The organism is Pseudomonas sp. MF7453, from assembly GCF_016405455.1.
GTDB lineage: Bacteria > Pseudomonadota > Gammaproteobacteria > Pseudomonadales > Pseudomonadaceae > Aquipseudomonas > Aquipseudomonas paralactis.
The window spans coordinates 17454-43641 of the sequence record NZ_JAEKCN010000028.1; the positions used below are offsets into that span (position 1 = coordinate 17454).

General features: G+C 56.0%; 16 protein-coding genes and 1 pseudogene. 4 read left to right on the forward strand and 13 right to left on the reverse strand.

Annotation, left to right across the window (positions count from 1 at the left end; translation table 11 throughout):
• Positions 1–137: 137 nt before the first annotated feature.
• Complete coding sequence (locus tag JFT63_RS27715) at positions 138–1358, reverse strand: aspartate aminotransferase family protein (protein ID WP_054922319.1); 1221 nt, start codon at positions 1356–1358, stop codon at positions 138–140.
• Between the two features lie 389 nt (positions 1359–1747).
• On the opposite strand from JFT63_RS27715, the gene JFT63_RS27720 reads away from it, so the two are divergent.
• Positions 1748–6775 (forward strand): leucine-rich repeat domain-containing protein, encoded by a 5028-nt coding sequence (locus tag JFT63_RS27720; protein ID WP_198845191.1) that lies wholly within the window; start codon positions 1748–1750, stop codon positions 6773–6775.
• A gap of 8 nt (positions 6776–6783) precedes the next feature.
• Here JFT63_RS27720 and argR read toward each other — a convergent pair whose 3' ends face one another.
• From argR to acs, 8 genes and pseudogenes are all read right to left on the reverse strand, one after another.
• Entirely contained in the window at positions 6784–7764 is a 981-nt protein-coding gene (argR, locus tag JFT63_RS27725; protein WP_034128470.1) for a transcriptional regulator ArgR, read from the reverse strand.
• A gap of 97 nt (positions 7765–7861) precedes the next feature.
• Positions 7862–7948: pseudogene (locus JFT63_RS29820) on the reverse strand (outer membrane lipoprotein carrier protein LolA); the annotation flags it as partial.
• A 34-nt stretch (positions 7949–7982) separates the two neighbouring features.
• On the reverse strand, positions 7983–8747 hold the full coding sequence (locus JFT63_RS27730; RefSeq protein ID WP_014719598.1) for an ABC transporter ATP-binding protein: 765 nt from the start codon (positions 8745–8747) through the stop codon (positions 7983–7985).
• Between the two features lie 27 nt (positions 8748–8774).
• Positions 8775–9887: a succinylglutamate desuccinylase/aspartoacylase family protein gene (locus JFT63_RS27735; RefSeq protein ID WP_057704175.1), complete on the reverse strand. Its 1113-nt coding sequence runs from the start codon at positions 9885–9887 to the stop codon at positions 8775–8777.
• A 1-nt stretch (position 9888) separates the two neighbouring features.
• The gene (locus tag JFT63_RS27740; protein WP_003193625.1) at positions 9889–10587 is read right to left on the reverse strand and encodes an ABC transporter permease; all 699 of its coding nucleotides are present in this window, start codon (positions 10585–10587) and stop codon (positions 9889–9891) included.
• Positions 10584–11273, reverse strand: a complete 690-nt coding sequence (locus JFT63_RS27745; protein ID WP_003193627.1) for an ABC transporter permease — start codon at positions 11271–11273, stop codon at positions 10584–10586. Before JFT63_RS27745 ends, JFT63_RS27740 begins: the two co-directional genes overlap by 4 nt.
• Positions 11274–11364: 91 nt before the next feature.
• Positions 11365–12150 carry an ABC transporter substrate-binding protein gene (locus tag JFT63_RS27750; protein ID WP_043050341.1) on the reverse strand — a complete coding sequence of 262 codons (786 nt, stop codon included), beginning with the start codon at positions 12148–12150 and terminating at the stop codon, positions 11365–11367.
• Between the two features lie 676 nt (positions 12151–12826).
• Positions 12827–14782 carry an acetate--CoA ligase gene (gene acs / locus JFT63_RS27755; protein WP_003193632.1) on the reverse strand — a complete coding sequence of 652 codons (1956 nt, stop codon included), beginning with the start codon at positions 14780–14782 and terminating at the stop codon, positions 12827–12829.
• A gap of 397 nt (positions 14783–15179) precedes the next feature.
• Between acs and JFT63_RS27760 the strand changes: the two genes are divergently transcribed.
• The 3 genes from JFT63_RS27760 (at position 15180) to JFT63_RS27770 (ending at position 19260) form a co-directional block, all read left to right on the forward strand.
• Positions 15180–15449, forward strand: a complete 270-nt coding sequence (locus JFT63_RS27760) for a DUF2790 domain-containing protein (protein WP_198845192.1) — start codon at positions 15180–15182, stop codon at positions 15447–15449.
• A gap of 573 nt (positions 15450–16022) precedes the next feature.
• Positions 16023–17273 carry a ribonucleotide-diphosphate reductase subunit beta gene (locus JFT63_RS27765; RefSeq protein WP_198845193.1) on the forward strand — a complete coding sequence of 417 codons (1251 nt, stop codon included), beginning with the start codon at positions 16023–16025 and terminating at the stop codon, positions 17271–17273.
• Between the two features lie 400 nt (positions 17274–17673).
• Positions 17674–19260: a DNA cytosine methyltransferase gene (locus tag JFT63_RS27770; protein ID WP_198845194.1), complete on the forward strand. Its 1587-nt coding sequence runs from the start codon at positions 17674–17676 to the stop codon at positions 19258–19260.
• Positions 19261–19416: 156 nt separating this feature from the next.
• Here JFT63_RS27770 and JFT63_RS27775 read toward each other — a convergent pair whose 3' ends face one another.
• The 4 genes from JFT63_RS27775 to JFT63_RS29825 are packed head-to-tail and all read right to left on the reverse strand — an operon-like array spanning position 19417 to position 26117.
• Positions 19417–21189, reverse strand: coding sequence for an AIPR family protein (locus tag JFT63_RS27775; RefSeq protein WP_198845195.1), 1773 nt, complete (start codon positions 21187–21189; stop codon positions 19417–19419).
• On the reverse strand, positions 21186–22196 hold the full coding sequence (locus JFT63_RS27780; protein ID WP_198845196.1) for a PD-(D/E)XK motif protein: 1011 nt from the start codon (positions 22194–22196) through the stop codon (positions 21186–21188). The genes JFT63_RS27775 and JFT63_RS27780 overlap by 4 nt, the downstream gene beginning before the upstream one ends.
• Complete coding sequence (locus JFT63_RS27785; RefSeq protein WP_198845197.1) at positions 22180–25065, reverse strand: Z1 domain-containing protein; 2886 nt, start codon at positions 25063–25065, stop codon at positions 22180–22182. Before JFT63_RS27785 ends, JFT63_RS27780 begins: the two co-directional genes overlap by 17 nt.
• On the reverse strand, positions 25062–26117 hold the full coding sequence (locus JFT63_RS29825) for a hypothetical protein (RefSeq protein ID WP_233102431.1): 1056 nt from the start codon (positions 26115–26117) through the stop codon (positions 25062–25064). The genes JFT63_RS27785 and JFT63_RS29825 overlap by 4 nt, the downstream gene beginning before the upstream one ends.
• Positions 26118–26188: the final 71 nt, after the last annotated feature.

Below are 26188 nucleotides of genomic sequence, written 5' to 3' on the forward strand. Positions count from 1 at the left end.
TGTGTAAGCAGATCCATGTGGGAGCTGGCTTGCCGGCGATACAGGCAACTCGGTATATCAACGGCACCGAGGTGATGCTATCGCAGGCAAGCCAGCTCCCACATTTGTTCAGGTCCGGCCAATAAAATGTGTCGCTATCAGGCTTGCGTCAACGTCTTCACAGCACGCTCAAAACGATCCAAACCTTCGTTGATGTCCGCCTCTTCCACCACCAGGCTCGGCGCAAAACGCACCACGTCCGGACCGGCTTGCAGGATCATCAAATTTTCTTTTTCGGCCGCGTTGAACACGTCCTTGGCCTTACCTTTGAAGGCATCGCTGAGTACGCAACCGATCAACAAGCCCATGCCACGCACTTGGGTGAAGATGCCGTACTGCTTGCCGATCTGCTCCAGGCGCGCCTTGAACAGGTCGTGCTTGGCATTCACCCCCGCCAGCACTTCTGGGGTGTTGATCACGTCGATCACCGCTTCCGCTACCGCGCACGCCAGCGGGTTGCCGCCGTAGGTGGTGCCGTGGGTGCCGACCACCAAGTGCTTGGCCAAGTCTTCACGGGTGAGCATCGCCGCAATCGGGAAGCCGCCGCCCAGGCTCTTGGCGCTGGTGAGGATGTCCGGCGTCACGCCGTAATGCTGGTAGGCAAACAGGTGGCCGCTGCGGCCCATGCCGGTTTGCACTTCGTCGAATACCAGCAGCGCATCGTGGGTGTCGCACAGTTCGCGGGCGCCTTGCAGGTAAGCCAGTTCGGCTGGCAGTACGCCGCCTTCGCCCTGGATCGGTTCCAGAACCACGGCGCAGGTCTTATCGGTCACCGCCGCTTTCAGCGCAGCCAGGTCGTTATAAGGAACGTGGGTGATGCCGGTGATTTTAGGCCCGAAACCATCGGAGTACTTCGACTGGCCACCGACGTTGACGGTGAACAGGGTACGGCCGTGGAAGCTGTTCAGCGCGGCGATGATCTCGTACTTCTCGCTGCCAAAACGGTCGAATGCCACGCGACGGGCCAGCTTGAAGGCGGCCTCGTTGGCTTCGGCGCCGGAGTTGCAGAAGAACACGCGCTCGGCAAAGGTGGCGTCGATCAGCTTGTGGGCCAGGCGCAGCGCCGGCTCATTGGTGAACACGTTGGAGACATGCCAGAGTTTGTTGGCCTGTTCGGTCAAGGCACCGACCAGTGCCGGATGGGCGTGGCCCAGAACGTTAACCGCGATGCCGCCGGCAAAGTCGATCAGCTCGCGACCGGCCTGGTCCCAAACGCGCGAACCTTGGCCACGCACAGGAATGAAGGCAGCAGGTGCGTAGTTGGGCACCATCACCTGGTCGAAATCGGCACGTTGCACCGGGGCTTGCTCAACGGACATCGGAGTCTCCTGAAGAGGAACGCCTGCCTGGAACTGGCGGGCGATGCAGGGATTGTAAGGACAGTTTTCAGTGGGGCCTTGTCGCCAAGCGACAACTTCTTATAGCGCCAACCCGCGTTTTTCGCGGGTTTACGCCAATGCGACAAATAGCGTCGCAATGGCGCAGTTTAAACGCTGCGGCAGGTTTACGTCAGGATCATGCGGCGAAAGGGTTGGCACGCCCTAACGATCCAGCCTCGCCTACCTGCGTTCCATGCAGCACGGCCTCAATACGCAAGGCAGACAGGGGCGAGGTCTGCGGGTTTCGTTGCGGGCATCACTATATATGCTCCAGCGCTGCATCAAAGTTGGTGTGATGTCGCTGCCTCAACTCAATGAAGATCCAGCCCATGCCCACCCCAACTCAAACCTCGCTCTCCCAACACCTCGCACAGGTCGCAGCCGTAGCGCCTGCCGGGGTCACTCCCCGCCTGCCGAAATGGCTAGGGAACGCCTCAAGTGCCCGGCGCCAGGCCCTGAAAAACAGCCCAACTGAATTCGCCGATTGGTATGGCGATGCCAACCGCACCCAGCAAGCTCCCGCCAAGAAGGCACTGGAGAACAGTTGGAAGGCGCAAAACCAAGTCGACAGCGCCCTGTCCACGCTCCAATCCCCGCAAGCATTTGCCGCACCCTTGCTGCAACAGGCACTCAAGCAGCAGTTTGACGCCGACTGCGACGTCAGCGCTGTTTACCTGCGCTTGTATATCCCACAGACCACACCGCTGCTTCCCATAGAAACTGGCGCCAAAACCTGGACGGTTTCACTGGTGGAGGCGGCATTGCACAACTTTGATGCGGGCGAAGGCAAGCCAACGGCCTATGCCAAAGAGTCGACATTCATTACTCAGCCCTCCGCCACCGGGCAGTTCACCACGCTGCCCCAATTACGCGAGAAGATCAGCATCGCGCAATTCATTGGGTTATGCCGCACGCTGGATGTCGGCAAGCAATACCAACGCTACCTCAAGAACCTTTTGGGCTTCAATGACGCGGCGATCAAGGCTCAACTGCGCCAAAAGGTCATCAATAGCCTGAAAGCCGACGCCCAAGCCAGCTTGCATATGGCGCAGCTGAAAAAAGATGTATCGCCCCAAGCGTTCAATGCACTGCGCAACGTTCTCAAAAACCTGATCGGCGACCTGAACGGCAGGCCGTTGCTGTGCCATGACCTTAGCCTGATGAACGCCCCCTTGACCGGCATCGTGCTGTTCGCCGCCGACCTGGAGTCCAATCGCAGCGCAGTCCCGATGGTGGCCTATATTCCGGGCGACCCGCAATCGCCGCTCAAGTATTACGCCAACGGTCAGGCCTTCATGCAGGACCTGGCGAACAAACTGCGCAGCGCCGACTATCAGGCGTTTTTCAGCCGTTTCGTCAGGCATGAACAGCGTGGCTACTTCTTTGCCGATCTCAACAGCCGCTTATCACAGGTCGTCTGGCACGAGCATGTTTCAGGCGACCCCCGCCCTGTCTGGCGTGACGAACCCGCGGCCAAAACCAACCTGCAATTCTATGCGACGAAAATCACCAACGACCTGTACGAACACCTGTATGAGAACAAGCTTGATAAGTTGCTCAACGATGCTCGCGTAACGGCCATTCCCACCGCCGACGCTGACAGAAATGCTCGCTGGCGGCGCTGGGAGGTTGTGCAGAAAATCGGTGAAGCCATTCTCGAAATCGCCGCCTTCATCGCAACACCCTTTGTCCCGCCGCTGGGCTTACTGATGCTCGGCTATACCGCCTATCAACTGCTCGACGATGTGTTCGAAGGCGTCCTCGACTGGGCCGAAGGGCTCAAGCGCCAGGCATTCGGGCACCTGATGTCGATCCTTGAGCAAATGGTCCAATTGGGCATGTTCGCGGTCGGCGCACCGATAGCCGAACAGTTGTTGCGACAGACGCTACCGAAGGCGCTATGGGACTTCTTTGACAGACTCACTGCGGTGACCACCGACCGTAAAACCCGTCTGTGGAACCCTGATCTCGCGCCCTACGCCCATGACATTCAACTGGTGCCGGGGTCGCGCCCCAGCCCGCAGGGATTACATGCCCATCAACACAAGCAGATCCTGGCGCTGGACGGGCAATATTTTTCCATCAAGCAACCCTCGGGCAACGCTAGCCTTGAACATCCGACGCGCGCCCACGCCTACCGCCCGCGGGTTTTGAGCAATGGCAAGGGCGCCTGGTTGACGCCTGTGGATCGCCCGTTGACCTGGAATCGCACCACCTTGCTGCGCCGGCTCGGCCCATCTGCCGAAGGTATCAGCGAAGCCGGTCTTGAAAGAGCCAGTCGCATCAGCGAGACCAATGATGACGTCCTGCGCAAACTGTACGTGGACCACCAACCGCCGCCGCCGCTGTTGGCCGACACACTCAAGCGCATCCGGATCGATGAACAGTTGCAAACTTTCATCGACCAGATGAACAGCGATGACCCTGCGATGTATCAGAAGGCTGATCCCCAAACCCAACTGTGGCTGCTGAGCCAGACGGGCCTATGGCCCGAATCCAAGACCCTGCGGTTTCTCAACGCCAAAGGTGAAACCGTCTGGGAGCACAAAGGCCATAAAAACGCCGCCGTGGCACAGATACACGAAGCCCAGATGAACAACGGCGATTTGCTGACGATCGTGCTGGAAACCTTGAACGAGTCGGAACGCAAAACCTTGCTTGAAGAGCCGTTCAGCCCCACGCCCACCCTGCCTGCACGCACCGCCAAACTGCGCAAACAACTGGCACGCGCCGCTCAGAAAAGCCGCGCCTCGCTGTTCGACTCGCATTATCGCGGGCTGGAGATAACCGCTGACGCACGCCTGCAAACCATCATCGACGCCGCGCCCGGCCTGCCAACGAGCGCCGCCGAAGACGTATTACGCTGCTCCACCGGCCAGCAGTTGCTGGACATCGACCAAGGCAAGGTACCCGCACCGGTACTTGAGCGAGCACGCTGGGCCGCTCATCACGTTCGAATCAGCCGGGCGCATGAAGGGTTGTACATGACCGCTCTGGAAAACAGCGACACCCACCGCCTCGCCCTGCACTCGCTGGAAAACCTGCCGGGCTGGTCGCCGTCTGTGCGCCTGGAAGTGCGCGATTTCAAGCGAACCGGCAAGCTGCACGATGCAATCGGCGCTCCTGAAGCACCGATCAAACGCACCCTGGTGCGTACCATCGAAGGCGAGTACATCCCCGAAGACGAAAAAGGCATGGTGCTTGCCGAAACGGATTTTTACACTGCCGTCCTGCAGGCCCTGCCTGACACTCAGCGCGATGCGCTGGGCATTCATATCGGCCAGGGTCCGTTGCTGCGGCAAACCTTGAGCCAGCGCCCCCTGACACGTGAAGCGCTCGGCGCGCTGTTGGCCCAGGATCCAGTGCGCAAACCTGCCTACGACCCCAGGCTGATGCACCTGCCCGGCGGCATGGAAGGCTACCCCGCCACACCGCCAGAGGCCGGCGGCACCCCCGAGTTGGCGTTGTTACACGAGCTGTACCCTGGCCTGAGCCCGCAAGAGCTGGTTCAGACACTGGACATTTTGAACAGCTATCCCAGCACTCCCTTACAGACGCTCCGCTACCTGAAAAACGAGCTTTTACGACTCAAAACCGATCTGATGGCCTGGCGCTCGACCCTCTTGCAGGCCTCTCTCAACACCGATGCCCCGCTGCCCCCTTCCACGGTCGCCGAAGCGGAACTGCACCGCTGGATATGGACACAAGAACTGCTCCGCGGCTGGCGCCATGAAACGCCGATCGATACTGACCACGCAATCGGACGCACACTGAACCTTGGCTACCCCATACACGGCGAACTGCCTGTACTCAATGCAAACTTCGATCACATTTCCAGTTTGACGCTAAAGGGTTACTCCACTACCCGGGGAGCGCCAGGTTTCCTCACCCACTTCCCCAACCTACGTACGCTGCATCTGAGCGACGTTGCCCTCAACACAATTCCTCCCGAGGTCATCGCACTTTCTCACCTTGACAGACTGACGCTGCGCAACTGCAACCTGACCCTGCAAAACCGCGCAGACCTTGATCCCTTCACAGGACTCAAAAGCCTGGACCTGTCCAACAACAATCAGCTGTCACGGTCTCCCAACCTTGGGCACATGCCCGAACTACAGACGCTGAACCTGAGCGGAACCCATATCTCCCTGTTTCCCGAGAACTTGCTCAATCGCCCCCAACTAATCAGCGCCGATCTGAGCAACAACTATTTGAGTCGGCTGCCTGATTTGATCTTCCAGCTGCCAGGCAATGCCGCCAAAGCCTTTAACCTGTCAGGCAACGGGTTCTCACGCGCCACGCTGCAGAGGATCAAAGCCTATTGCCAGGCAACCGGCGAACATTTTGGTGCTGATGCCAACCCCGCGCAGAGGCTTATGGTGCAAGCGCTTTACCCCAAGTACAGCGTCGACCAGGCGAATAACTTCATCTTCAGGCTGCCCGGCGGCCTGGACGACTCAATGGCACACTTGGTGCGCTTGAAAGCGGACTACGAGCGTCTTCAAGCCGATTTGCAGGAATGGATAGTGAGTGTGCCGGCGCAGCATCCGCGTACGAGGGCACCACTGGACGAGCAAGCCCAGGCTCAGCAGCAGTTGGTGCGAGACGAACTCAAAACAGTGCTGGAAGCAGCCTGGCGACGGGAAACCGCTCTGGACTTCGATCAAGAGCCGTCCGCCGCCTCCCACGAAATGGAAGTGACGCTGGCGCCGCTAGGCGATCTACCGTCATTGAATATCGATTTCGAGCACATTTCGAAGCTGGAATTGAGAGCAGAGGAAACTACGTCGATTCCCCAGGGATTTCTCGAGCACTTTCCCAACCTGGAAAGCCTGCTGATCTACCGCTATGCCTTGAACGACATTCCTGGCGCCGTGTTCAAACTACCCAAACTCAAGTCACTGAGCCTTTCAAACAACCATATTCGCTTGACCACCACCAGCGCCGACGCCCTGAGCGACCTGCAAAACCTTGAGTACCTGGACCTGAGTCATAACCCGCTGGGCGTCGCGCCCGACATCAGCAAAATGTCGGGACTGACAGGTTTGATGATCGAAGAAGCCGGCCTCACGCAAGTGCCGAACGGAATATTCAACCTGCCATCGCTTGATCAAGTGAGCTTGCGCAACAACCAGATTAGCGAGCTACCCAGCGACCTGCTTGAAATGGATGCAGACAGAGCCCAGGGCTTCGACCTCAGCGGCAACCCGTTCTCGCCCGCGGCGATCGCCATGCTGCGCAGTTACTACAACCGCACGACGGTAAATTTCGATGTACCGGAAGCTTTACAACCCCCGCCGATCAATCCCAACCGGGACTCCGTCAGCGGCGGATCCGACACAGAGGGCGATGAATAGCGCGCCGCTCAACCGCGCTCGGAGGGCACCGACGACAACTCGAACGGGCTGCTGCTGCGCCGTTGGTTGCGGTCTTCACGGGGCGTAGCGCCGAAGAAGTTACGGTAGGCGCTGGAGAAATGCGGCCCCGAGGAGAAGCCGCACGACAGGCCGATCTGGATGATCGACTTGCTGGTTTGCATCAACATCTGGCGCGCCTTGTTCAGGCGCAGTTCCAGGTAATACTGGCTGGGAACGCGGTTGAGGTACTGCTTGAAGATGCGTTCCAGTTGTCGTCGCGAAACGCACACGTGCTGGGCGATTTCGTCGGTGGTCAGCGGTTCTTCGATATTGGCTTCCATCAGCAACACCGCCTGGGTCAGCTTCGGATGGCTGGAACCCAGGCGGTTTTGCAGCGGAATGCGCTGGCGCTCGCCACCTTCACGGATGCGCTCCACCACCAGTTCTTCAGACACTGCACCGGCTAACTCAGCGCCATGGTCACGGGCCAATACCGCCAACAGCAGGTCAAGTACCGACATGCCGCCGCAAGCGGTCAGGCGATCACGGTCCCAGTCAAACAGATGGCTGGTGGCGATGACTTTGGGGAAGCGTTCGGCGAAGTCGTCCTGCCAGCGCCAATGCACGGCAGCACGATAACCATCCAGCAAACCAAGCTGGGCCAATGGGTACACGCCCGCCGATAACCCGCCGATCACGCAACCAGCCCGAACCAGCTGCTTGAGCGCTGTGCTGAGCTGGGAGGCGATAGCGGCAGGCGGCTCATCCGCCAGCAGGAACAGTTTCTGAAAACCTTCCAGCTTGCCGGCCCACGGCTCGCCCGGCAGTTGCCAGGCGCCCTCGGTTTGCGGCTCGGCCTGCAGAAACGACAATTCGTAGACCACATCCGGATGCACCCGCTGAGCGACGCGCAAGGCCTCCTCAGCCAGCGCAAGCGTGAGTGCTTTTGTGCTGGGCCAAATCAGGAAACCAATTTTGTGGGCGGTCATGGAGTGCTATCCGGAGCGAAAACGGTGAAAGAAGCTGTGGGCCAATGCTAGCCCGTAAACCAACACAAATCTCAAAAACAATGAAGCCCTGCCCTCCTGTAGGAGCGAGCTTGCTCGCGAAAAACCTGAGAACGCCACGGGGTATCAGGCTTCCCGCGTTATCGTTGACGATCTTCGCGAGCAAGCTCGCTCCTACAGGGAATGGGTGGCAACCTTGACTATTTCAAGCTGCCGGACAGGAATTGCTGAAGGCGCTCGGACTGCGGGTTCACCAGCACTTCGCGAGGATTGCCCCGTTCTTCAACAATGCCTTTGTGCAAAAACACCAACTGGTTCGACACTTCGCGGGCAAAGCCCATTTCGTGGGTCACCACCACCATGGTGCGGCCTTCCTGGGCCAGGTCCTGCATGACCTTGAGCACTTCGCCCACCAGCTCCGGATCCAGTGCCGAAGTAGGTTCGTCGAACAGCATCACCTCAGGCTCCATCGCCAGCGCACGGGCAATCGCTACGCGCTGTTGCTCGCCACCGGACATATGGCCCGGGAATGCATCCTTACGATGGCCCACGCCGACTTTTGCCAGGTAATGCTCGGCCTTCTCACGGGCTTCTTTCTTGGATATGCCCAACACGTGCACCGGGGCTTCCATCACGTTCTCAATCGCGGTCATGTGCGACCACAGATTGAAATGCTGGAACACCATGGACAGGCGTGAACGCATACGTTGCAGTTGCTTGGGGTCGGCGGCCTTCATGGCGCCGTCCTTGTTGGCCACCAGTTTCAGCTCTTCGTTATTGAGCAGAATCTTGCCGGCGTGGGGCTGCTCCAGCAGGTTGATGCAGCGCAAAAAGGTACTTTTGCCCGAACCGCTGGAACCGATGATGCTGATCACATCACCGGCGGCGGCGGCCAGGGACACACCTTTGAGCACTTCATGACTGCCATAGCGTTTATGCAGGTCTTGGACTTCAAGCTTGTACATGCGGTCGGTTCTCACAAAAACAGGTGGTCAGTCGTTGAGCAAGCGCCCGTGACGCAGCGCTTCGCGCCCCGCCACCTTGGCCAGCCAGAAACCCGCTTGGGCATAACGTAGCCGTTCAACGGCAAACAACACCCCCGAGGTACCCGCGCAAATAGTGCTTACGCGGTCGGTCAGGGGGTCAATCACTTCAAAAATCTCATCGCCGGTTTCTACCCAGTCGCCCGCTTTACGCAGGTAACTGATCACCCCGGCATGGGGCGCGAACAGCAGTTCGGTGCCCTCGAACGGCACACCTTCGCAAGGTTCGTGTTGCGGCGCGGGCCACTCGCCCTTGATCAAGCCTTGTTCGGCGAGGAACGCAAGGATGCCTTCGGCGTGGAAGATGGCTTCATCACGGCCGGTGTCGGCCTGGCCGCCCAACTCCAACGTCGTTGCCAGGCAGGCCAGCGGAATCTGCGCCTCGGGGAACAGGCGCGACAAACGCAGCCACGGCAACGAGCACGCCTCGTCAAACGAACTGCCGCCGGAATCTTCCGCCAGCAGGCCGACCTTCACATTCAGGTGTGCCGACAGCGACCGCCACTGCGGCCAGTGTTGGGGCAGCGCGTACATGTGCAGTGCGGCTTCGGCGTCGCAATGCAGGTCCAGCACCACATCGGCGGTGCAGGCATGGCTCAGCAGGATGCGTTGCATGCCTTGCAACTGGCTGCTCGGCTCGGGCAAGGCGGTGAGCGTATCGCTCATGGCCTGGCGAATCAGGCGCACATTGGCGTGCGGGTCATCGCCCAGCTTGCCTTGTAACAATGCGCCGACCGGCTCGCTCAACTCAACGAAGTCGCGATTGAAGTTCTTGCCGCTGCCCACTTCGAAACGCCCCTGGTGGCTGCCTTGCAACAGCTGGCCAAGGCCCATCGGGTTGGCCACCGGCACCAGCTCGATCACGCCGTTGAGGGCGCCCTGCTGTTCCAGCTTGGTGAGGCGTTTTTTCAGCTCCCATGCGGCACGCATTCCCGGCAACTCATCGGCGTGCAGGCTGGCCTGGATATAGGCCTTGCGCTCGCCGCTGCCAAAGCGGAACACGCTCAGTTGGCGCTCGCAGCCCAAATGCCCCCAGGGCAGCAGATGATCGATACGTTCCATATCAGTGCTTCCGTGGAGCCAGGTAGCTCAGCCAGCGGCGCTCGGCCAACTTGAACAGGCGCACCAGGATGAAGGTCAGGCACAGGTAGAACACGCCGGCGGTGATATAGGCTTCGAACGGCAGGTAATACTGAGCATTGACCGTACGCGCGGCACCGGTGATGTCGATCAGGGTAACGATGGACGCCAGACTGGTGGTCTGCAGCATCATGATCACTTCGTTGCTGTACTGCGGCAGCGCACGGCGCAGGGCCGACGGCAACAGAATGCGGCGGTACAGCTTGTAGCGCGACATGCCCATGGCCTTGGCCGCTTCGATCTCACCGTTAGGCGTGGCCTTGAGGCTGCCGGCAATAATTTCGGCGGTGTAGGCGCTGGTGTTGATCGCAAACGCCAGGCACGCACAGAACGTGGCACTGGACAGCAGCGGCCACAGGAAGCTCTCGCGCACCACTTCGAACTGCGCCAGGCCGTAGTAGATCAAAAACAGCTGCACCAGCATCGGCGTGCCGCGGATCACGTAGGTGTAAAGCCAGGCCACGCCGTTGACGATCGGCTGCTTGGACACCCGCATCAAGCCCAGGGGCAAGGCCGCGAGCAGGCCGAAGAACAGCGAGATGGCGAGCAGTTTCAGGGTAGTCAGCAAGCCGCCAAGGTACAGCGGCATGGCCTCCCAGATGACGTTGTAGTCGAAGATCATAGATCAGCCGCCCTTACGCCTACCGAGTAGCGCTTCTCAAGGTAACGCAAGGCCAGCAACGACACGCTGGTGATCACCAGGTACATCGCCGCCACTGCGAGGAAGAAGGTAAAAGGCTCACGGGTGGCGTCTGCCGCCTGCTTGGCCTTGAACATCATGTCTTGCAGACCCACCACCGAAATCAGCGCGGTGGCCTTGGTCAATACCAACCAGTTGTTGGTAAACCCGGGGATCGCCAGCCGAATCATCTGCGGCACCATCACCCGGAAAAACACCTGGAAGCTGCTCATGCCATACGCCAGGCCGGCTTCAGCCTGCCCCTTGGGAATAGCCATGAAGGCGCCACGGAAGGTTTCCGACAGGTAGGCGCCAAAGATGAAACCCAGGGTGCCGATACCGGCGGCCAGGGGGTTCAAGTCGATATAGTCGTCAAAGCCCAATAGCGGCGCGACGCGGTTAAGCAAGTCCTGGCCGCCATAGAAAATCAGCAGGATCAGCACCAGGTCGGGGATCCCGCGGATCACCGTGGAGTACAAGTCACCCAGCCAAGCCAACCAGCGCACCGGCGACAGGCGTAACGCGACCCCGATCAGACCCAGAACAATGGCCAAGGCCATGGACGACAAGGCGAGCTGAAGCGTCAACCATGCGCCATCGAGGATAACGGCCCCGTAGCCTTTCAACATGATTCAGGTCCTCGAAAAGGGGGATGAAAAAATGGCGCAAACTTCAGGATGACTGTTGCTTGCGCCATTTCGGACAGACAGCTGCGACTACTTACTTGGCATCAGCGCCGTAAATATCAAAGTCGAAGTACTTGTCCTGGATTTTCTTGTATTCGCCGTTGGCACGGATCGCGGCAATCGCTGCGTTGATACGCTCAAGGTTTTCCTTGTCGCCTTTACGCACGGCGATACCAATACCGTCGCCGAAGTATTTGGCTTCAGTGAACGACGGGCCTACAAACGCGTAGCCTTTGCCGGCGTCGGTTTTCAGGAAGCCGTCCTGCAGCAGGGTAGCGTCAGCCACGGTACCGTCGAGACGCCCGGCGGCCACGTCCAGGTAGATTTCGTTCTGGGTGCTGTAACCCTTGATATCCGCACCTTTTGGCGCCAGGACTTCACGGGCGAAACGGTCGTGGATCGAACCGCGCTGCACACCGATCTTCTTGCCCTTCAACTCATCCAGGCTGTCGCTGACGGTGGTGCCTTCCTTCATCACCAGACGCGCTGGGGACAGGTAGTAGCGAGTGGTGAAGTCCACCGATTTCTTGCGGTCGTCAGTGATGGACATGGACGACAGGATCGCGTCGATCTTGCGCACTTTCAGCGCAGGGATCAGGCCGTCGAACTCTTGCTCAACCCAAGTGCATTTCACGTCCATCTGCTTGCACAGCGCGTTGCCGATGTCGTAGTCAAAACCGACGATGCTGCCATCCGGTGCCTTGGAGGCAAACGGAGGGTAAGCCGCTTCGATACCAATTTTCAGTGGCTTGCCTTCGGCGAAAGCCTGCATGGACAGCACGGACAGCGCCAGGGCGCCCAACAGCACGAGTTTCTTCATCTTTGGGACTCCATCGGTATAGGGCAAAAACAGCAGTATGAGCCATGGCCCACGATGCGCGAAGGTGTAACCGAATAGCGGGGCTGCGTCCTGCGCGGGCGACACCTGCGACGACGAGCGAGTGATCGGCATTCTAACGACAGGCCGGAAGCCGATATTTCCTCAATGCGACAACAATTTACAGAAGCACCGAGAAAGCGGTTCCAGCTCATTGACAGCCTCTGAATTTTATGCAGAGACAAAAGATATTAAACCTGATGATGCTGCAAATTACGGGCCTATTATTCGCAAACCCTTCTAGCACGGCAAGTGTGGCGTTTAATCTTATTTTTTGGGGCGTCTAGAACGCGGTTTTTCGGGGCGTAGCCGGGGTCCATTGCCCCAGGTTTGTGCGGGCGGTTACACATTTGAGCGGGCCGGTAACATCCAGAAACGTCCTACGGGGAAAACCGATATTTATTGGTTTGGTTGTGATACGGCTCTGTCAGACCGCCACCCACACCCCTTTGTGGGAGCTGGCTTGCCTGCGATAACGGTGTATCAGCCAAAGATGGGCTAACTGATAAATAGCTATCGCAGGCAAGCCAGCTCCCACATTGAACCTCGGTGCTTCCGAGTCCCCAAAAAAAGCCCCATCCGGCTTCCACCGAATGGGGCTCTGTCCCACCTACCCCGCTTACGCGACGTTCATGGTCTTGTGCGTTTCAATCAAATGCGCCACCACACTCGGATCTGCCAGGGTGGAGATATCCCCCAACCCATCGTATTCAGCCGTGGCGATCTTGCGCAAAATGCGCCGCATGATTTTCCCCGAGCGCGTTTTCGGCAACCCAGGCGCCCACTGGATTACGTCCGGCGAGGCAATCGGGCCAATTTCCTTGCGCACCCAGTTCTTCAGCTCCAGGCGCAGTGCTTCGTTGGGCTCTTCACCATTCTTCAAGGTGACATACACATAGATGCCCTGCCCCTTGATGTCGTGGGGCACGCCCACCACCGCCGCCTCGGCGACTTTGGGGTGAGCAACCATGGCGCTCTCGATCTCGGCGGTGCCCATACGGTGGCCGGACACGTTCAACACGTCATCCACACGACCGGTAATCCACCAGTAACCATCTTCATCGCGACGCGCGCCGTCACCGGTGAAGTACATGCCGCGGAACGTCTTGAAATAAGTGTCGACGAAACGATCATGGTCGCCGTAGAGAGTACGGGCCTGGCCTGGCCACGAATCGAGGATCACCAGGTTGCCTTCGGCAGCACCTTCGATGATGTTACCGAGGTTGTCCACCAGTGCCGGCACCACACCAAAGAACGGCCGTGCGGCCGAGCCTGGCTTGAGCGCGTGGGCGCCCGGTAATGGGCTCATCAAGGTGGCGCCGGTTTCGGTCTGCCACCAGGTATCGACGATCGGGCAACGGGATTGGCCGACGTTCTTGTAGTACCAGTCCCAGGCTTCCGGGTTGATCGGCTCACCCACCGAGCCCAACAGGCGCAGGCTGCTGCCGTCAGCACCTTCACAGGCGGCGGTGCCGGAAGCCATCATCGCGCGAATCGCAGTCGGTGCGGTGTAGAGGATATTGACCTTGTGCTTGTCGACGATCTTCGCCACCCGGGTGATGTCCGGGTAGTTCGGCACGCCTTCGAACAACACTGTGGTCGCGCCATTGGCCAGCGGGCCGTAGACGATGTAGGTATGGCCGGTGACCCAGCCCACGTCGGCGGTGCACCAGTAGATTTCGCCTGGGCGATAGTCGAATACACGCTCGTGGGTCAGGGCCGCATAGAGCAGGTAGCCACCGGTGGTGTGCTGAACACCCTTGGGCTTGCCGGTAGAGCCGGAGGTATAGAGGATGAACAGCGCTTCTTCGGCGCCCATCTCTTTTGGCGCGCAGACGGTGCCCGCCACTTTCATCAAGTCTTCGTACCAGATGTCGCGGTGCTGGTTCCACTTGATCGCACCATTGGTGCGCTTGCACACGATCACCTTCTGGATGCTGCTGGTTTCCGGGTTGGTCAGCGCATCGTCGACGTTGGCCTTCAGCGGAATCTTCTTACCGGCGCGGATGCCTTCGTCAGCGGTAATCACCACTTTCGACTTACAGTCGATGATGCGACCGGCCAGGGCTTCGGGAGAAAAACCGCCGAACACCACCGAATGAATCGCACCGATGCGGGTACAGGCCAGCATGGCGACCACGGCTTCGGGAATCATCGGCATATAGATAGTCACCACATCGCCGCGGTGCACGTCCTGGCCGCGCAAGGCGTTGGCGAACTTGCAGACTTCTTCATGCAACTCGCGGTAGGTGATATTGCGGCTCTCGGCAGGGTCATCGCCCTCCCAGATGATTGCGATCTGGTCGCCACGCTCGGCAAGGTGACGGTCCAGGCAATTGTAGGAAACGTTCAGGGTGCCATCGGCAAACCATTTGATGTCGACATGGTGGTCGTCGAAAGAGGTCTGCTTCACCGCGGTGAAAGGCTTGACCCAGTCAAGGCGCTTGGCTTGCTCACGCCAGAAGCCATCGGGGTTGACCACCGACTGCTGGTACATGGCCTTGTAGGTCGCCTCGTCGGTCAGCGTGTTGGCTGCTACTTCGGGGCGAACGGGGTACAGGGAAGCCGCACTCATCTTTCTTACCTCGGTGACAATAGTTGTTGTTGTATGGCCCCTGTTGTAGCCGGGGTGAGCCTATAGAACCATTCGACGATGGTAGTAACAAGACCCTACAAATTGCCCTGCTATGCCGGCTACTGCTCTGGCCCGGGCCCGTGGCGCCTTGCCGGTAGCTTAAAAAAACCTTGATAGGGCGATTGTTACAAAAACCGCCAAAAGTGTTTATCAAAACCACGGGTATATGAATATAACCGAGGCGCCTAAAATCAACTCCGCCAACAAGGCACTCTGATTAACAACGCAACAGCCCCCACGAAGGCAACGTTAATCCGAACTTCCCAACTTTTAAGTGACACACGCGGCCTCACAAGGGCCCCGTGCCCCCTTTCGCCCTGAAGAAGGTAATGAAGCAATGAAAGCGTTATTAGTTATGGCCCTGAGCAGCTTGTGCGCCACCGCCGCCCTGGCCGACGAGGCCCCGACTGAACTGGCTGGCCGCAACGCCCCGATTGTTGAGGATTACACCTACAGCACTCACTTGGATGTGGCTAAAGTATTGTCCATGAGCAGTATTCCGGAAGTCTGTGAAGTTGTTCCGGTAAAGATGGAATATGAAGACTCCCAAGGTCAACGACACATCCTCAACTATCAAGTGATGGGCAATGGTTGCTCTAACGGTTAGCAACTTGGTTATTTAGATTCAACCCGGATCTTGGTCGCCGCAAGAAATCAATCTTGCGGCCAAGAACCCACCTCGAATACACCGCAAATCAAATGTGGGAGCTGGCTTGCCTGCGATGGCGGTTTCAGCCACGACGTCCCATACAGCCCTTCTCACCTGCTCCCTCCCCTCCCCATAAAATTTCTCCCAACACCCGTCAGAAATTTGCATCCCCAGCAAAGCCTTGCAAACACTCGCTCTGGCCGAAAACCACGTCATTTTGGCGCGCTCAAGTGACCATCCGCCGCAACACAAACCCAAATTTTTCCCTATAATGCGCGGGTAAATCGGGCCTGCAATATCCCTTTACACTGGGACGAAGAGCCAGACCTGAGGCATCCCGCGCGAGCTTGCACCTACCGCTGCGCACCTCAAGCCTCACGCAGAGCACCCGTAGCCCTATTCCGTTTAATGCGTGCGCTAGCTGCAACAAACGATTCCTTAAGATCCACCGCGGCCCTAGGGCCGTGTGAACACCCAACCATCCGGTTTCACACGGGCACCTTTGAGCCCTCACGCAGGAGACGACACGTCATGCTGAGCTGGGACGAATTCGACAAAGAAGATGAAGGCGAAGTAGCCACCAAAGGCGCCAACGCTGGCCACGCCACCGAAGCCAACATGGACCGCCTCGACGGTGCCGGCGCTGCCGCTGCCATCGAAGCCCGCGCCGTCACCGCCAATGATTCGGCCGCCATCGTGCGCGCCAAGGCCGCCCTGGACAAACTCGACGTTGCCGAAGGCCTCGCCGAGCTGGAAGGCGCCTCCGCCCGCGTCGCCGTTGATGAAAAGCGCATGATCAACTGCCGCGCCGACCTCAACCAACTCGTGCCCTTCAAGTACGACTGGGCCTGGCAAAAATACCTCGACGGCTGCGCCAACCACTGGATGCCGCAAGAGGTCAACATGACCGCCGACATCGCCCTGTGGCGCAACCCTGAAGGCCTGACCGACGACGAACGTCGCATCGTCATGCGCAACCTGGGCTTCTTCTCCACCGCCGATTCCCTGGTTGCCAACAACCTGGTGCTGGCCGTGTACCGCCTGATCACCAACCCGGAGTGCCGCCAGTACATCCTGCGCCAGGCCTTCGAAGAGGCTATCCACACCCACGCCTACCAGTACTGCATCGAATCGCTGGCCATGGATGAAGGCGAGATCTTCAACATGTACCACGAGATTCCATCGGTCGCCAAAAAGGCCGCCTGGGGCCTGAAGTACACCCGCTCGATCTCCGATCCGAAGTTCGAAACCGGCACCGTCGACACCGACAAGGAACTGCTGCGCAACCTGGTCGCTTACTACTGCGTACTGGAAGGCATCTTCTTCTACTGCGGCTTCACCCAGATCCTGTCCATGGGCCGTCGCAACAAAATGACCGGCGTGGCCGAGCAGTTCCAGTACATCCTGCGCGATGAGTCGATGCACCTGAACTTCGGTATTGATGTGATCAACCAGATCAAAATCGAAAACCCGCACCTGTGGGATGCCGAGATGAAGGAAGAAGCGACCCAGATGATTCTGCAGGGTACGCAGCTGGAGATTGAATACGCGCGTGACACCATGCCTCGTGGGGTGCTGGGCATGAACGCGGCGATGATGGAGGATTACCTCAAGTTCATCGCTAACCGTCGTCTGTCGCAGATCGGCTTGAAAGAAGAATACCCAGGCACGACTAACCCGTTCCCGTGGATGAGCGAGATCATGGATTTGAAGAAAGAGAAGAATTTCTTTGAGACTCGGGTAATTGAGTATCAAACGGGTGGGGCGTTGAGCTGGGATTGATTTCTTAAGCGATCGGAATGGAATGCGCCAAGTTTAACGAATGGCTCAGACCCGCTAAAAGCCCTGATTTTTTCAGGGCTTTCTATTCAAGGCACTAGATCGAAATATGTTACACGAAGCCGCCCACTGAAAGGTGGGCCTGTCCCGCACCACAACGCTCAACGTATAAGCTATTGAATTGCCTAGCTCCTTCTCGTGACTGTGTGGGCATGCTGCAATTACCGCGATGCATTTTGGACACGGTAAAATCCAGTGCCCTCTTGTGAGGTTCATTTCTTGCCGACCACCAAGTGAACCGTTACCATTTCTCGCACATAAATGCCCGCCCCTCAGGCGGCGTGATCTCCTGAGCGCAGCAATGCGCTTTTTTTATTTTTGTCTTAGGCGCACCGACTATTCAATGAAATATAAGGAATCTATCCCGGTTATCGACCTCTTTGCAGGCCCGGGCGGACTGGGGGAGGGATTCTCTTCAATCGGTGGCCATCAGAAGGGAGTACGTAAATTTCAGCTTCGCGTCTCAATCGAGAAAGATCCTGTCGCTCATGCCACATTATCTCTACGCGCATTGTTTCGCGCTTTTCCAAAAGGCGAAGCCCCGGAGGCTTACTATGAATACATTCGGGGAGAAATTACTCGTGAAGAGCTTTTCAAGCATCCGGACATACCGGCAGAAGCCATAGAAGCAGCACAAGAAGCAAAGCTCGCAGAGCTTGGTAAAATCTCGCCGGAAGAAGTCGACAAATGGATAAGGGAAGCCCTGGTTGGCGCAGAGGAATGGGTTCTAATTGGAGGACCTCCTTGCCAAGCATATTCTGTGGCAGGTCGCGCTCGTCGCACGCGCGAAACCCAAGAGGAATTTGAAAACGACGAGAAGCACTTTCTTTATAAAGAGTATTTGCGGATTATTCGTGAGTTCAAACCAACGATTTTCGTAATGGAAAACGTTAAAGGCATATTGTCCTCGAAACACAGTGGCTCACACATATTTCAGCAAATTTTTGACGACCTCTCGGCGCCTGCCGAAGATCTCTCGTACAACATCCGCTCTTTAGTCGTTCCTAAAGACGTGGAAAAACCGGACCCACACGACTTTATCATTCAAGCAGAACAGCACGGCCTTCCACAGGCTAGGCACCGCGTTATTCTGCTTGGCATACGCTCTGACGTCGCTTCAGTCTGCCCCGCGTTGCTGGAGAATCCTCACAAGCTCGTAATGGAACGCAGCAAAACTCTCTTTACAGTTGGGCAAGCGCTCTCAGGGCTTCCTCCGGTTCGCAGCAAGATTTCAAGAGGCGGTGATTCGCTCGAAGCTTGGCTGTCAGCTTTGAGTGAAGCAGGCTCTCTACTTTTAAAATCGTACGTAGCCGGCGACGGTAACTTGATAGATGCGATGAGAAAAGCGGCGGTTGACGCACAGAGACTAGAGTCCAATGGCAGTAAATTCATACACTGGAAGGTAGATCCAGAAATGAATATCAAACAGCGTGAGTGGTTCCTCGACCCTCGGCTGAAAGGAGTGCTGCAGCATGAAGCCAGGAGTCACATGCGTTCAGATCTTCATCGGTACATCTATGCGGCATGCTACGCAAGACTGAATGGCTACTCGCCAAAAATACACCAGTTTCCTGCACAGCTACTGCCTGCTCATGAGAACGTATCTTCCGACTCCGTACCATTTAGTGACCGTTTCAGAGTTCAGATGGAAAATGGTCCATCTACAACAGTCGTTGCCCACATAGCCAAAGATGGCCATTACTACATACACCCGGACCCGAGTCAGTGCCGAAGCTTGACTGTTCGCGAAGCTGCTAGATTGCAGACCTTTCCTGATAACTACTTTTTTGAGGGGAATAGAACACAACAGTACACTCAGATAGGAAATGCGGTACCGCCACTACTTGCTAGAAAAATCGCAGCAGTCGTCGCAACTATCATAGACTCCTACCGGTCGGGCAGAAATCGGCAGGCTTCATTGGATATCTGATCGCGCCGCGCAGACTATCGAGCACCGCATCAAGTGCCAGATAGTCTTCGCTATGGCCCCTAAACAAGGACGAATCCTCTTAGCCATCCTTACTATGAAATTGGTGTCTTACCAAGCCGCCACCAACGCTATGCGCTTTCCCTGCGAGCAGGAGTATCAGAGCGTCTCAGGAATATCTGCAAATGGACGAGAAAACGGTTGGGAAAACATAGCCTCGCGACACTCAGGACGCTTTGCCCATTCAGAGATCATCCTACCGCTTGCAGTCTCATGAAGACGATCATTAACTTCCCGAGCCCAGATTTCTATTTGCTTAATGAGTTGAGGCGAAACGCCTTGCTTGGCCCAGATACGGTCAAGGTTAAAGGAATCACCGTAAGCAGTAGAAATTAAAGCAACAGTGTAAGCAGCAACGTTTGCGAGAAAGGCGGGGACCAATGGTCGCGCAGCTTTATGTACTGCTTTAAATAACAAAGCTTTCGAGACAATGGCTTTAAAATAGGCAACATCCGGAGTAAAGGCCGCTCCGTCAACCTCCATCTCAGTCATGCGAGACATGAATCGATCAAAACACTTCTGCGCACCTAGGCTGACGACATCAGCTTGGCCATCCCACGCGGTAAAGTACTTCGCTAACTCAGTTTTTGTGATCTTTCTTGAGGTAGGTACTGACTCCTTGAGGGCACGGAGCTTCGCTGGCGTGACACCATCACGAGCGAGAAGGGTGTTGTAGCTGCCTGCAGCTCTCTCATAAAACCATCGCCCCGTACCATCAGGGCAATAAACAGAAAGCGACAGACGCTCAATATCAACATGGAAGGGTTTGTTGGCGGATAGATCTGACTGTCGGACAGCATTTTGACTATTGGCGTAACGCGAAATATCTGAAACAAGCGCCTCCTCTTTTGCAGGATCTTGCTCTTTCATAACAATAATTTTGGCCGGAACGCGGACCTTGCTTAAGTCCGTATCAGCATATTTTTTCTTGGCGAAGAAAATTGAAGCTGTAGTTTGGCCACCATTAACAATTTGCATACCTCGCAACCACGAGATACCCGGCGACCCATCTGCGGCGCGACCGAGCCGCATCTCATCAGCAACCAGTACGATACCGTTGTTATATGCCATGAATCGTTCCGGAGAATTTCGCAAAGTATTTTGAAGCCCTGCATTCACGCCCTTCGCTTTCACGCTTAAAAATGAGCGCACATTAGCCTCAAGTAGACGGGGGCCAAACTTTTCATAAACAAACCGGAGCGCTTCGCCTGGTATAGCTGTAAGTGCGTAGTCATAGTCACCGGTCTCCCCAGGTACGAATACACAGGGCAGTGGAGAACCAGAAACCTCATTGAAATCAATGACTAGTTCATCTCGAGGTTTTCCCTCAGAACGATGGCGGTAAAGCCGTTCTATATCCATGACCTCAAGCTTGACATGCTTGCCGCCAACATCTCGCGCTTTGAAGCTCTTCGACTTTGCTATGCCATCCGTAAGCACGTAAACACGAACCTGCTCAAGTGCGTCGTAAATTTCTCGAATCGTCAATGCTAAGGAATGGACATCGCTTGAAGGATCAAGTTTTTCGGCAATGCGTCCGGCGGCACAAAGTTCTAAGAAACGAATGCATTGGGCAGCCGCGGTCTTGATGTTCTGATCGGGGATTGGGCTCAGGCATTCGAAGCCCTCGTAAAGACTTACGAAAAGGTCAAGCTGGTCAGCGTCTTCAGACATGGCATATCCGCTCAAACGCAGATTAGCGTTACCGACCTTTCCCTGAAAGTGGCAAACAACTGGGTCGAAAGTCATTCCGGCATCAGCAAGATGCTGCATCACTACCTCAGAGAAAACGAGTTCACCAAAGGGGGCGCCATCAGACATCAGGGTCGCTATCTCGACCTTGGTTTCAGCGAAAAAGTCATCAAGCGTCATCCGTTTACTCCTAGTAGTTTGAGAGCCGTCTCGAGATCCGAAAGGAATTCTGTAGCGTGGTCTAAGTTGATCTCGTATAGAGCCCTCGTGACTCCAACAGGGACGGTTCCTGTGGTCAATCGAGGGAAGCTTTCGGACACGACGAACACTCTCGTTTCCTCCAGCTCAAACCGTCTACTGTAATATCTCGATTGAGTTTCGGAATATCCGGCAACCATTAAGCTATCTCTGAAAAAACTGACCGCTCCTGACTCGCCGCGTAGGCGATACATGGTTTCCGCGATCATTTCAGGGAGAGTGATACCACCGTCCCCACACCTAAACCGAACCGCTGCGAGAAAGAGTGGAGACGACACCGAGTCGTCCAATTGTTCAAGGGAAGTTATCTTCACCGGGAAACCAGATGAGGACAACGTTGCTTTTACTTCAATGGCTCCGCTCCCCAATTGGAAGTCTTGAAGAGCATCCTCTGGGCCGACCCAGCCTCCGAGCACCTCATCGGACGATACTCCCGCCCTAATTAGAGTGTCCATGAAAGCAAGCTCACCCATCAAACCAAGTTCTTCTTCGGGACTAAGAAACGCAGCCCCACGAGACATAAACTGTTGCCACATACGAACCCTACGGAGCATCGTCTGCTGGATGGCGCTCTCACCTTCTCCGGCACAAGCCTCCATAGCCCCCACCACATCACCGACCATCTCTGAAAACAGCTCAGTGCTGCCCGACTCTTTGCGTGAAAGAGCAATCCAAGTCTTGCCGTCCCCACGAGGATCAGCCAAGACAATCTCGAATCCCCTACCCTCGGGCAGGCGAACAGAAGATCCTATTCGAACCGTAGGAAATCGAGCAAGAAGAGCTTCCTCGTTGCCCGGAAAACGGCGAGCTGCCATGAGTTCACACTCACCGACAGTGACAACAGGGATACCAAGCCAACCGCCCTCTTCACCACGCTCACCGGAGAGGGCTTCCCAAGCCGTTACGAACTCTTCAATAACTCGGGGCATATTCAGTTTCCCAGAGTAAATGGTCCACTTCGTACTTGACGGTTGTCGTCAAACGACTTGCGGGAAAACTTACGCCAAATGCAATGACAGGATGACCTCCCTCAGAAAGCCCTTTGCTTTTCTGAGCGATGGGATATAAAAGTAAGACGCCTCGCTCCGGACGAGCGATGATGCCACTTGCACCCAGCCCCCGAACCTGCCGCACAAAAACTCCACTCGGGGCTCTAGGCTGTTCTTTACCGGTTTCCTCTGTTCCTCGAGCAGGGTCCTTTGTCCTGTCCTCGACAGTAAGTTTCAGCGCGGACATCCACGCTTCTTCGTCGAGATCTATCGATTCATCCCTCGGTGAAAGGAGACGCCCAATAGAGTAATGCTCACCTTTTGAACTTGGGTTTTGGTTCCGAATAACCATGTTTTCTAGTTTATACTTTTCGCAAAATACGCCTTCTCCTCCTTCTCCTCCTTCGCCTCCACCTAACAAAGCGATAGTCCAAGATGTGAGTTCACCCTTAGCAGCCATTACCTTAATGAAATCTGCCAATACGGCGCTATTCACTTTTCGCGCGGCAGGGTGGGTCAGATAACCGGAAAAAAATTCGATCACATGCTCCGCTGAAACGTTCTTCCACAAGAACCCGCTCCACTCCTGAGTACTATCGCCTCGTTTCCGGACTATTTTGTCTCCTTCGACCGGCGGCCCGGCTGCATCAAGAAGCCTCTCCATAGCCATTAGATTTCTCTCCATAACAGAGGAGTCGCGATGAAAAGCGACGGTCTCCAAGACAGATCCGCAAAAGGAGACCTGTAAGCTTTTAGCGCTACGCATCTTGATAGGTGAGGTAACCATAAGAACAGGATGCGACTGAACTTTCATACCGTAACTTTCAGGTGTCGCATGTACCTTTGCCATTGTGTCGAATTCTTCACGAAGCTCTTCTGCTGCGTCGGTTATGTGCCCGAACCACTCAACGAGATCAGACGTCGTATAGAGGCGACAAAGATCAAGATAACCGGGACGGTAGCCAAACCATCGTCCCATCTGCATAAGCGTGTCGTACATTTTCGTATTTCTTACAAAATAGCTGACGCAAAGTCCTTCAAGTGTGAGGCCTCGGGCTAATTTATCACCGCCAACAGCAATAACCTTAAGGCCGGTCCCCTCACGCTCTTCGTAATCTAGAACATCTCCGGCCGAGCCGTTGATAGCTCTAACGTTACCCGCAATATCACCCAGCACATCTGGCAAAACAGCCTCTATATCTGTCCATTCGGGCAAAACAAACTCCCCGTCCATCTGCCCCATGGCCTTCGCCACTGCGTCCGACGTCTGAACGAAGTCTGACTCCCAGAGCTGCCGCCATTCAGACATTAACGTTTCCTTCTCGAAACCTCGCTCCACACGCTGGCGATAACCTTTGACCAGCTCCTCAACCTGACGACGAACCTCTTCCTGAACGGCGGTATAACGAGTTACATGAATCAACATTGAGGAATGTTTGAGATCCTCCCCACGTAGAACGCGAACGGAGCAAGCAATGACGAAAGCCGAAACAGCCTCTCGGAGAGACGGAGGAACTTGGTCTTGTCCCTTAAACATAGGAGCGTGGTTCTTGTCGTGTCGCGGCGGCATCCATCCGTCCTCACCTGTAGCGTCCGTCTGATCGTCCACTTCACGAGTTAACGGCAGGCCGCCAAGTCTGCCCTCCGGTGAACGCAAACCAAAAACACGCGCAGGGCCAACGTAATTTGAAGGTGCAGAGATGTTGATGATGAAAGACTGCGGAAAAACGTCAGGACCTTCATCCTTGGTCGTCTTGCGCCTATCAATAAAGATATTCGCAAATGGGGTTGCGGTATATCCCACATAGGCCTTTCGAGAGAACGAGTGAAGGATTTTACGGATGCGGCTATTAATGGCCTTTGGTTGATATTCGTCATCCGCAGAACCATCTTTGCTTATTACTTGGTCCCCGGTATCAACGGAAGCATGATCGGCCTCATCATCGATCAGAAGCAGCGGGAAGCCTGAGACTAGCGGACGGCCATCAGAGTCCTTGGAGTCTGCGACGTGGTTACGAATCCACTTAAGAAGACGATCTAAAACCGTCTTATTTTTTTTAACCACGAACAACCAGGGTCTCTGCTCAGGGGAGATGGCTAAGTGCTTCGCAATCTTAGTGTTGAAATCACCGTTATCTGAACGGTTCGTCGCACAGTTTGGGCGGATCTCAGCATCACGCCCGTTTTCACCCACTCCAATGTATCGGACAACATCGTTTTTTGCGGACGTTTCATAACCGAGAAACCCCTCCTCTAATCGAATCTGTGTCTGGGACCGTAGGTTGTTATGAAGGCCCGCAAGCACAATGATGATTTTGTAACCTGCGTCGGCTGCTTTACATATCAAGCCTGTGTAATTGCCCGTTTTACCGGACTGTACATGCCCGACTACGAGCCCACGTCGATCCCAACCTTCCTCACGAACAGGGTCCTCAAGTAGTTCTAGAATTTTGTTGGTAGCGTCGTCTAAGGCATCCACAGCCTTGACCGACATCTTGCTTTCAAGGAAGTCGCGGTAGCGCTGCCAGTAGCGCCAATCCCTCCTACGAGCCGCGTTAAGCCAATCCTTGTGACCAGTCTTATCTGCGAGGGTAGACGCATCCCCTATCCATAAGCTGTAGCGGCGAATAAGTTCCGCCACCGCTGCTTTGCGGTCGACATCTTCCCCCGGTGCCATATGAGTCGCGACAAAGTCGACCTTTTCGGCGATAAGGCTCGGAGTAACTATCCCCAGCTCCATGGCCTCAACCAAAAATGTCTGAGCCACGCTGACGACTCGCTGAAATACTTTGCGCTGCTCTTCCGTCATTGCGCTTTCCCTTCCTCGGGTATTGTCGCGATACTCGGAAGAGACGCGACTAGATTTGGGTATTTCTGAAAAGGATCCGTCAGGGACAGGGCTTTCACGGCCGCTTCAGAGCTCATTCCACGTCGACCGACCATATCTCGAAATAGGGTAAGCAGGACTGCTCTGACGCCATCGGTAGCCGTCTCCGACTCTCCTGAGAAGTGAGTAATTGGGGTGTCCTTATTTTCGGCAGTGTCTAGCCATATTCGCTGTACCGGTACCGTTTCCTCAACCACGCGTAACATCGCCCGAACAAGGCCAGCATTACCGCCAACAGCATCAATTACCGCAGCCACCGCCGGATGCCTCTCATCAATGCGGTAGCGAACACCGTCTTTGAGTCTCTCGACACGCCACGCTTCTTGCTCGATTTTGACACCTCCTGGTCCGAGCGCTGGCGTGCCACGAAAAGCAAATACTCGTCTGGCTCTCTCTCTTGTGTCCTCGGCTAACTTTGTAAGCCATGGACGTACTGTTACAGGAGGCCGAGCGGTGGATTTCTTGACGTCGATCTTCCATGCAGAATCAGCAGTATTAGGTATGTCCAACCTGATTCTAGCGAGCCGATGAGGCTCTTCTCGGTTCCATGCGCGCCCCTGACCTAACCCAAGCCAACCACCTGCCAGAAGCAAACGATGATTCCGATAGACGTAAAATCCTTGTTGAGAGGTCCATCCTTCTGTCCCTCCAGCCCGACTAAACTCCTCGTCAGAAAGTCGATCCTTGTGTGGTAGGACATGGCATTGAGCTTCAACAAGACCCGATGGTGTAAGAATTCGAGCGACCGGAGAATGCCATGGTTTCGAGGGATGCCCTGTCATAAACGGATCCCACGGAATGACTGATTTTCCATTGATATACAGTCGAATAACCGGGCTTGCCCCCTCTAACAGTCGATGAAAAATCATTGCTAAACGTCGTTCGATGTCGTCGACCAAGTCGGCAAAATGATTGAGGGGGCGGTTACAGGAGCTGAGTGCAACACGGTTATTGAATTGAAGCTGGAGCATCATGCCGCATAGCCATAGCTTCCTGCATCACCTCGTCCATAACCTCGATCGGACACTTGAAGTCGAAGCGCTTA

Excerpts from the sequence above, each read along its gene's own strand:
- JFT63_RS27715 (WP_054922319.1), bottom strand. The coding sequence starts at position 1,358 with ATGTCCGTTGAGCAAGCCCCGGTGCAACGTGCCGATTTCGACCAGGTG.
- JFT63_RS27720 (WP_198845191.1), top strand. The coding sequence starts at position 1,748 with ATGCCCACCCCAACTCAAACCTCGCTCTCCCAACACCTCGCACAGGTC.
- argR (WP_034128470.1), bottom strand. The coding sequence starts at position 7,764 with ATGACCGCCCACAAAATTGGTTTCCTGATTTGGCCCAGCACAAAAGCA.
- JFT63_RS27730 (WP_014719598.1), bottom strand. The coding sequence starts at position 8,747 with ATGTACAAGCTTGAAGTCCAAGACCTGCATAAACGCTATGGCAGTCAT.
- JFT63_RS27735 (WP_057704175.1), bottom strand. The coding sequence starts at position 9,887 with ATGGAACGTATCGATCATCTGCTGCCCTGGGGGCATTTGGGCTGCGAG.
- JFT63_RS27740 (WP_003193625.1), bottom strand. The coding sequence starts at position 10,587 with ATGATCTTCGACTACAACGTCATCTGGGAGGCCATGCCGCTGTACCTT.
- JFT63_RS27745 (WP_003193627.1), bottom strand. The coding sequence starts at position 11,273 with ATGTTGAAAGGCTACGGGGCCGTTATCCTCGATGGCGCATGGTTGACG.
- JFT63_RS27750 (WP_043050341.1), bottom strand. The coding sequence starts at position 12,150 with ATGAAGAAACTCGTGCTGTTGGGCGCCCTGGCGCTGTCCGTGCTGTCC.
- acs (WP_003193632.1), bottom strand. The coding sequence starts at position 14,782 with ATGAGTGCGGCTTCCCTGTACCCCGTTCGCCCCGAAGTAGCAGCCAAC.
- JFT63_RS27760 (WP_198845192.1), top strand. The coding sequence starts at position 15,180 with ATGAAAGCGTTATTAGTTATGGCCCTGAGCAGCTTGTGCGCCACCGCC.
- JFT63_RS27765 (WP_198845193.1), top strand. The coding sequence starts at position 16,023 with ATGCTGAGCTGGGACGAATTCGACAAAGAAGATGAAGGCGAAGTAGCC.
- JFT63_RS27770 (WP_198845194.1), top strand. The coding sequence starts at position 17,674 with ATGAAATATAAGGAATCTATCCCGGTTATCGACCTCTTTGCAGGCCCG.
- JFT63_RS27775 (WP_198845195.1), bottom strand. The coding sequence starts at position 21,189 with ATGACGCTTGATGACTTTTTCGCTGAAACCAAGGTCGAGATAGCGACC.
- JFT63_RS27780 (WP_198845196.1), bottom strand. The coding sequence starts at position 22,196 with ATGCCCCGAGTTATTGAAGAGTTCGTAACGGCTTGGGAAGCCCTCTCC.
- JFT63_RS27785 (WP_198845197.1), bottom strand. The coding sequence starts at position 25,065 with ATGACGGAAGAGCAGCGCAAAGTATTTCAGCGAGTCGTCAGCGTGGCT.
- JFT63_RS29825 (WP_233102431.1), bottom strand. The coding sequence starts at position 26,117 with ATGATGCTCCAGCTTCAATTCAATAACCGTGTTGCACTCAGCTCCTGT.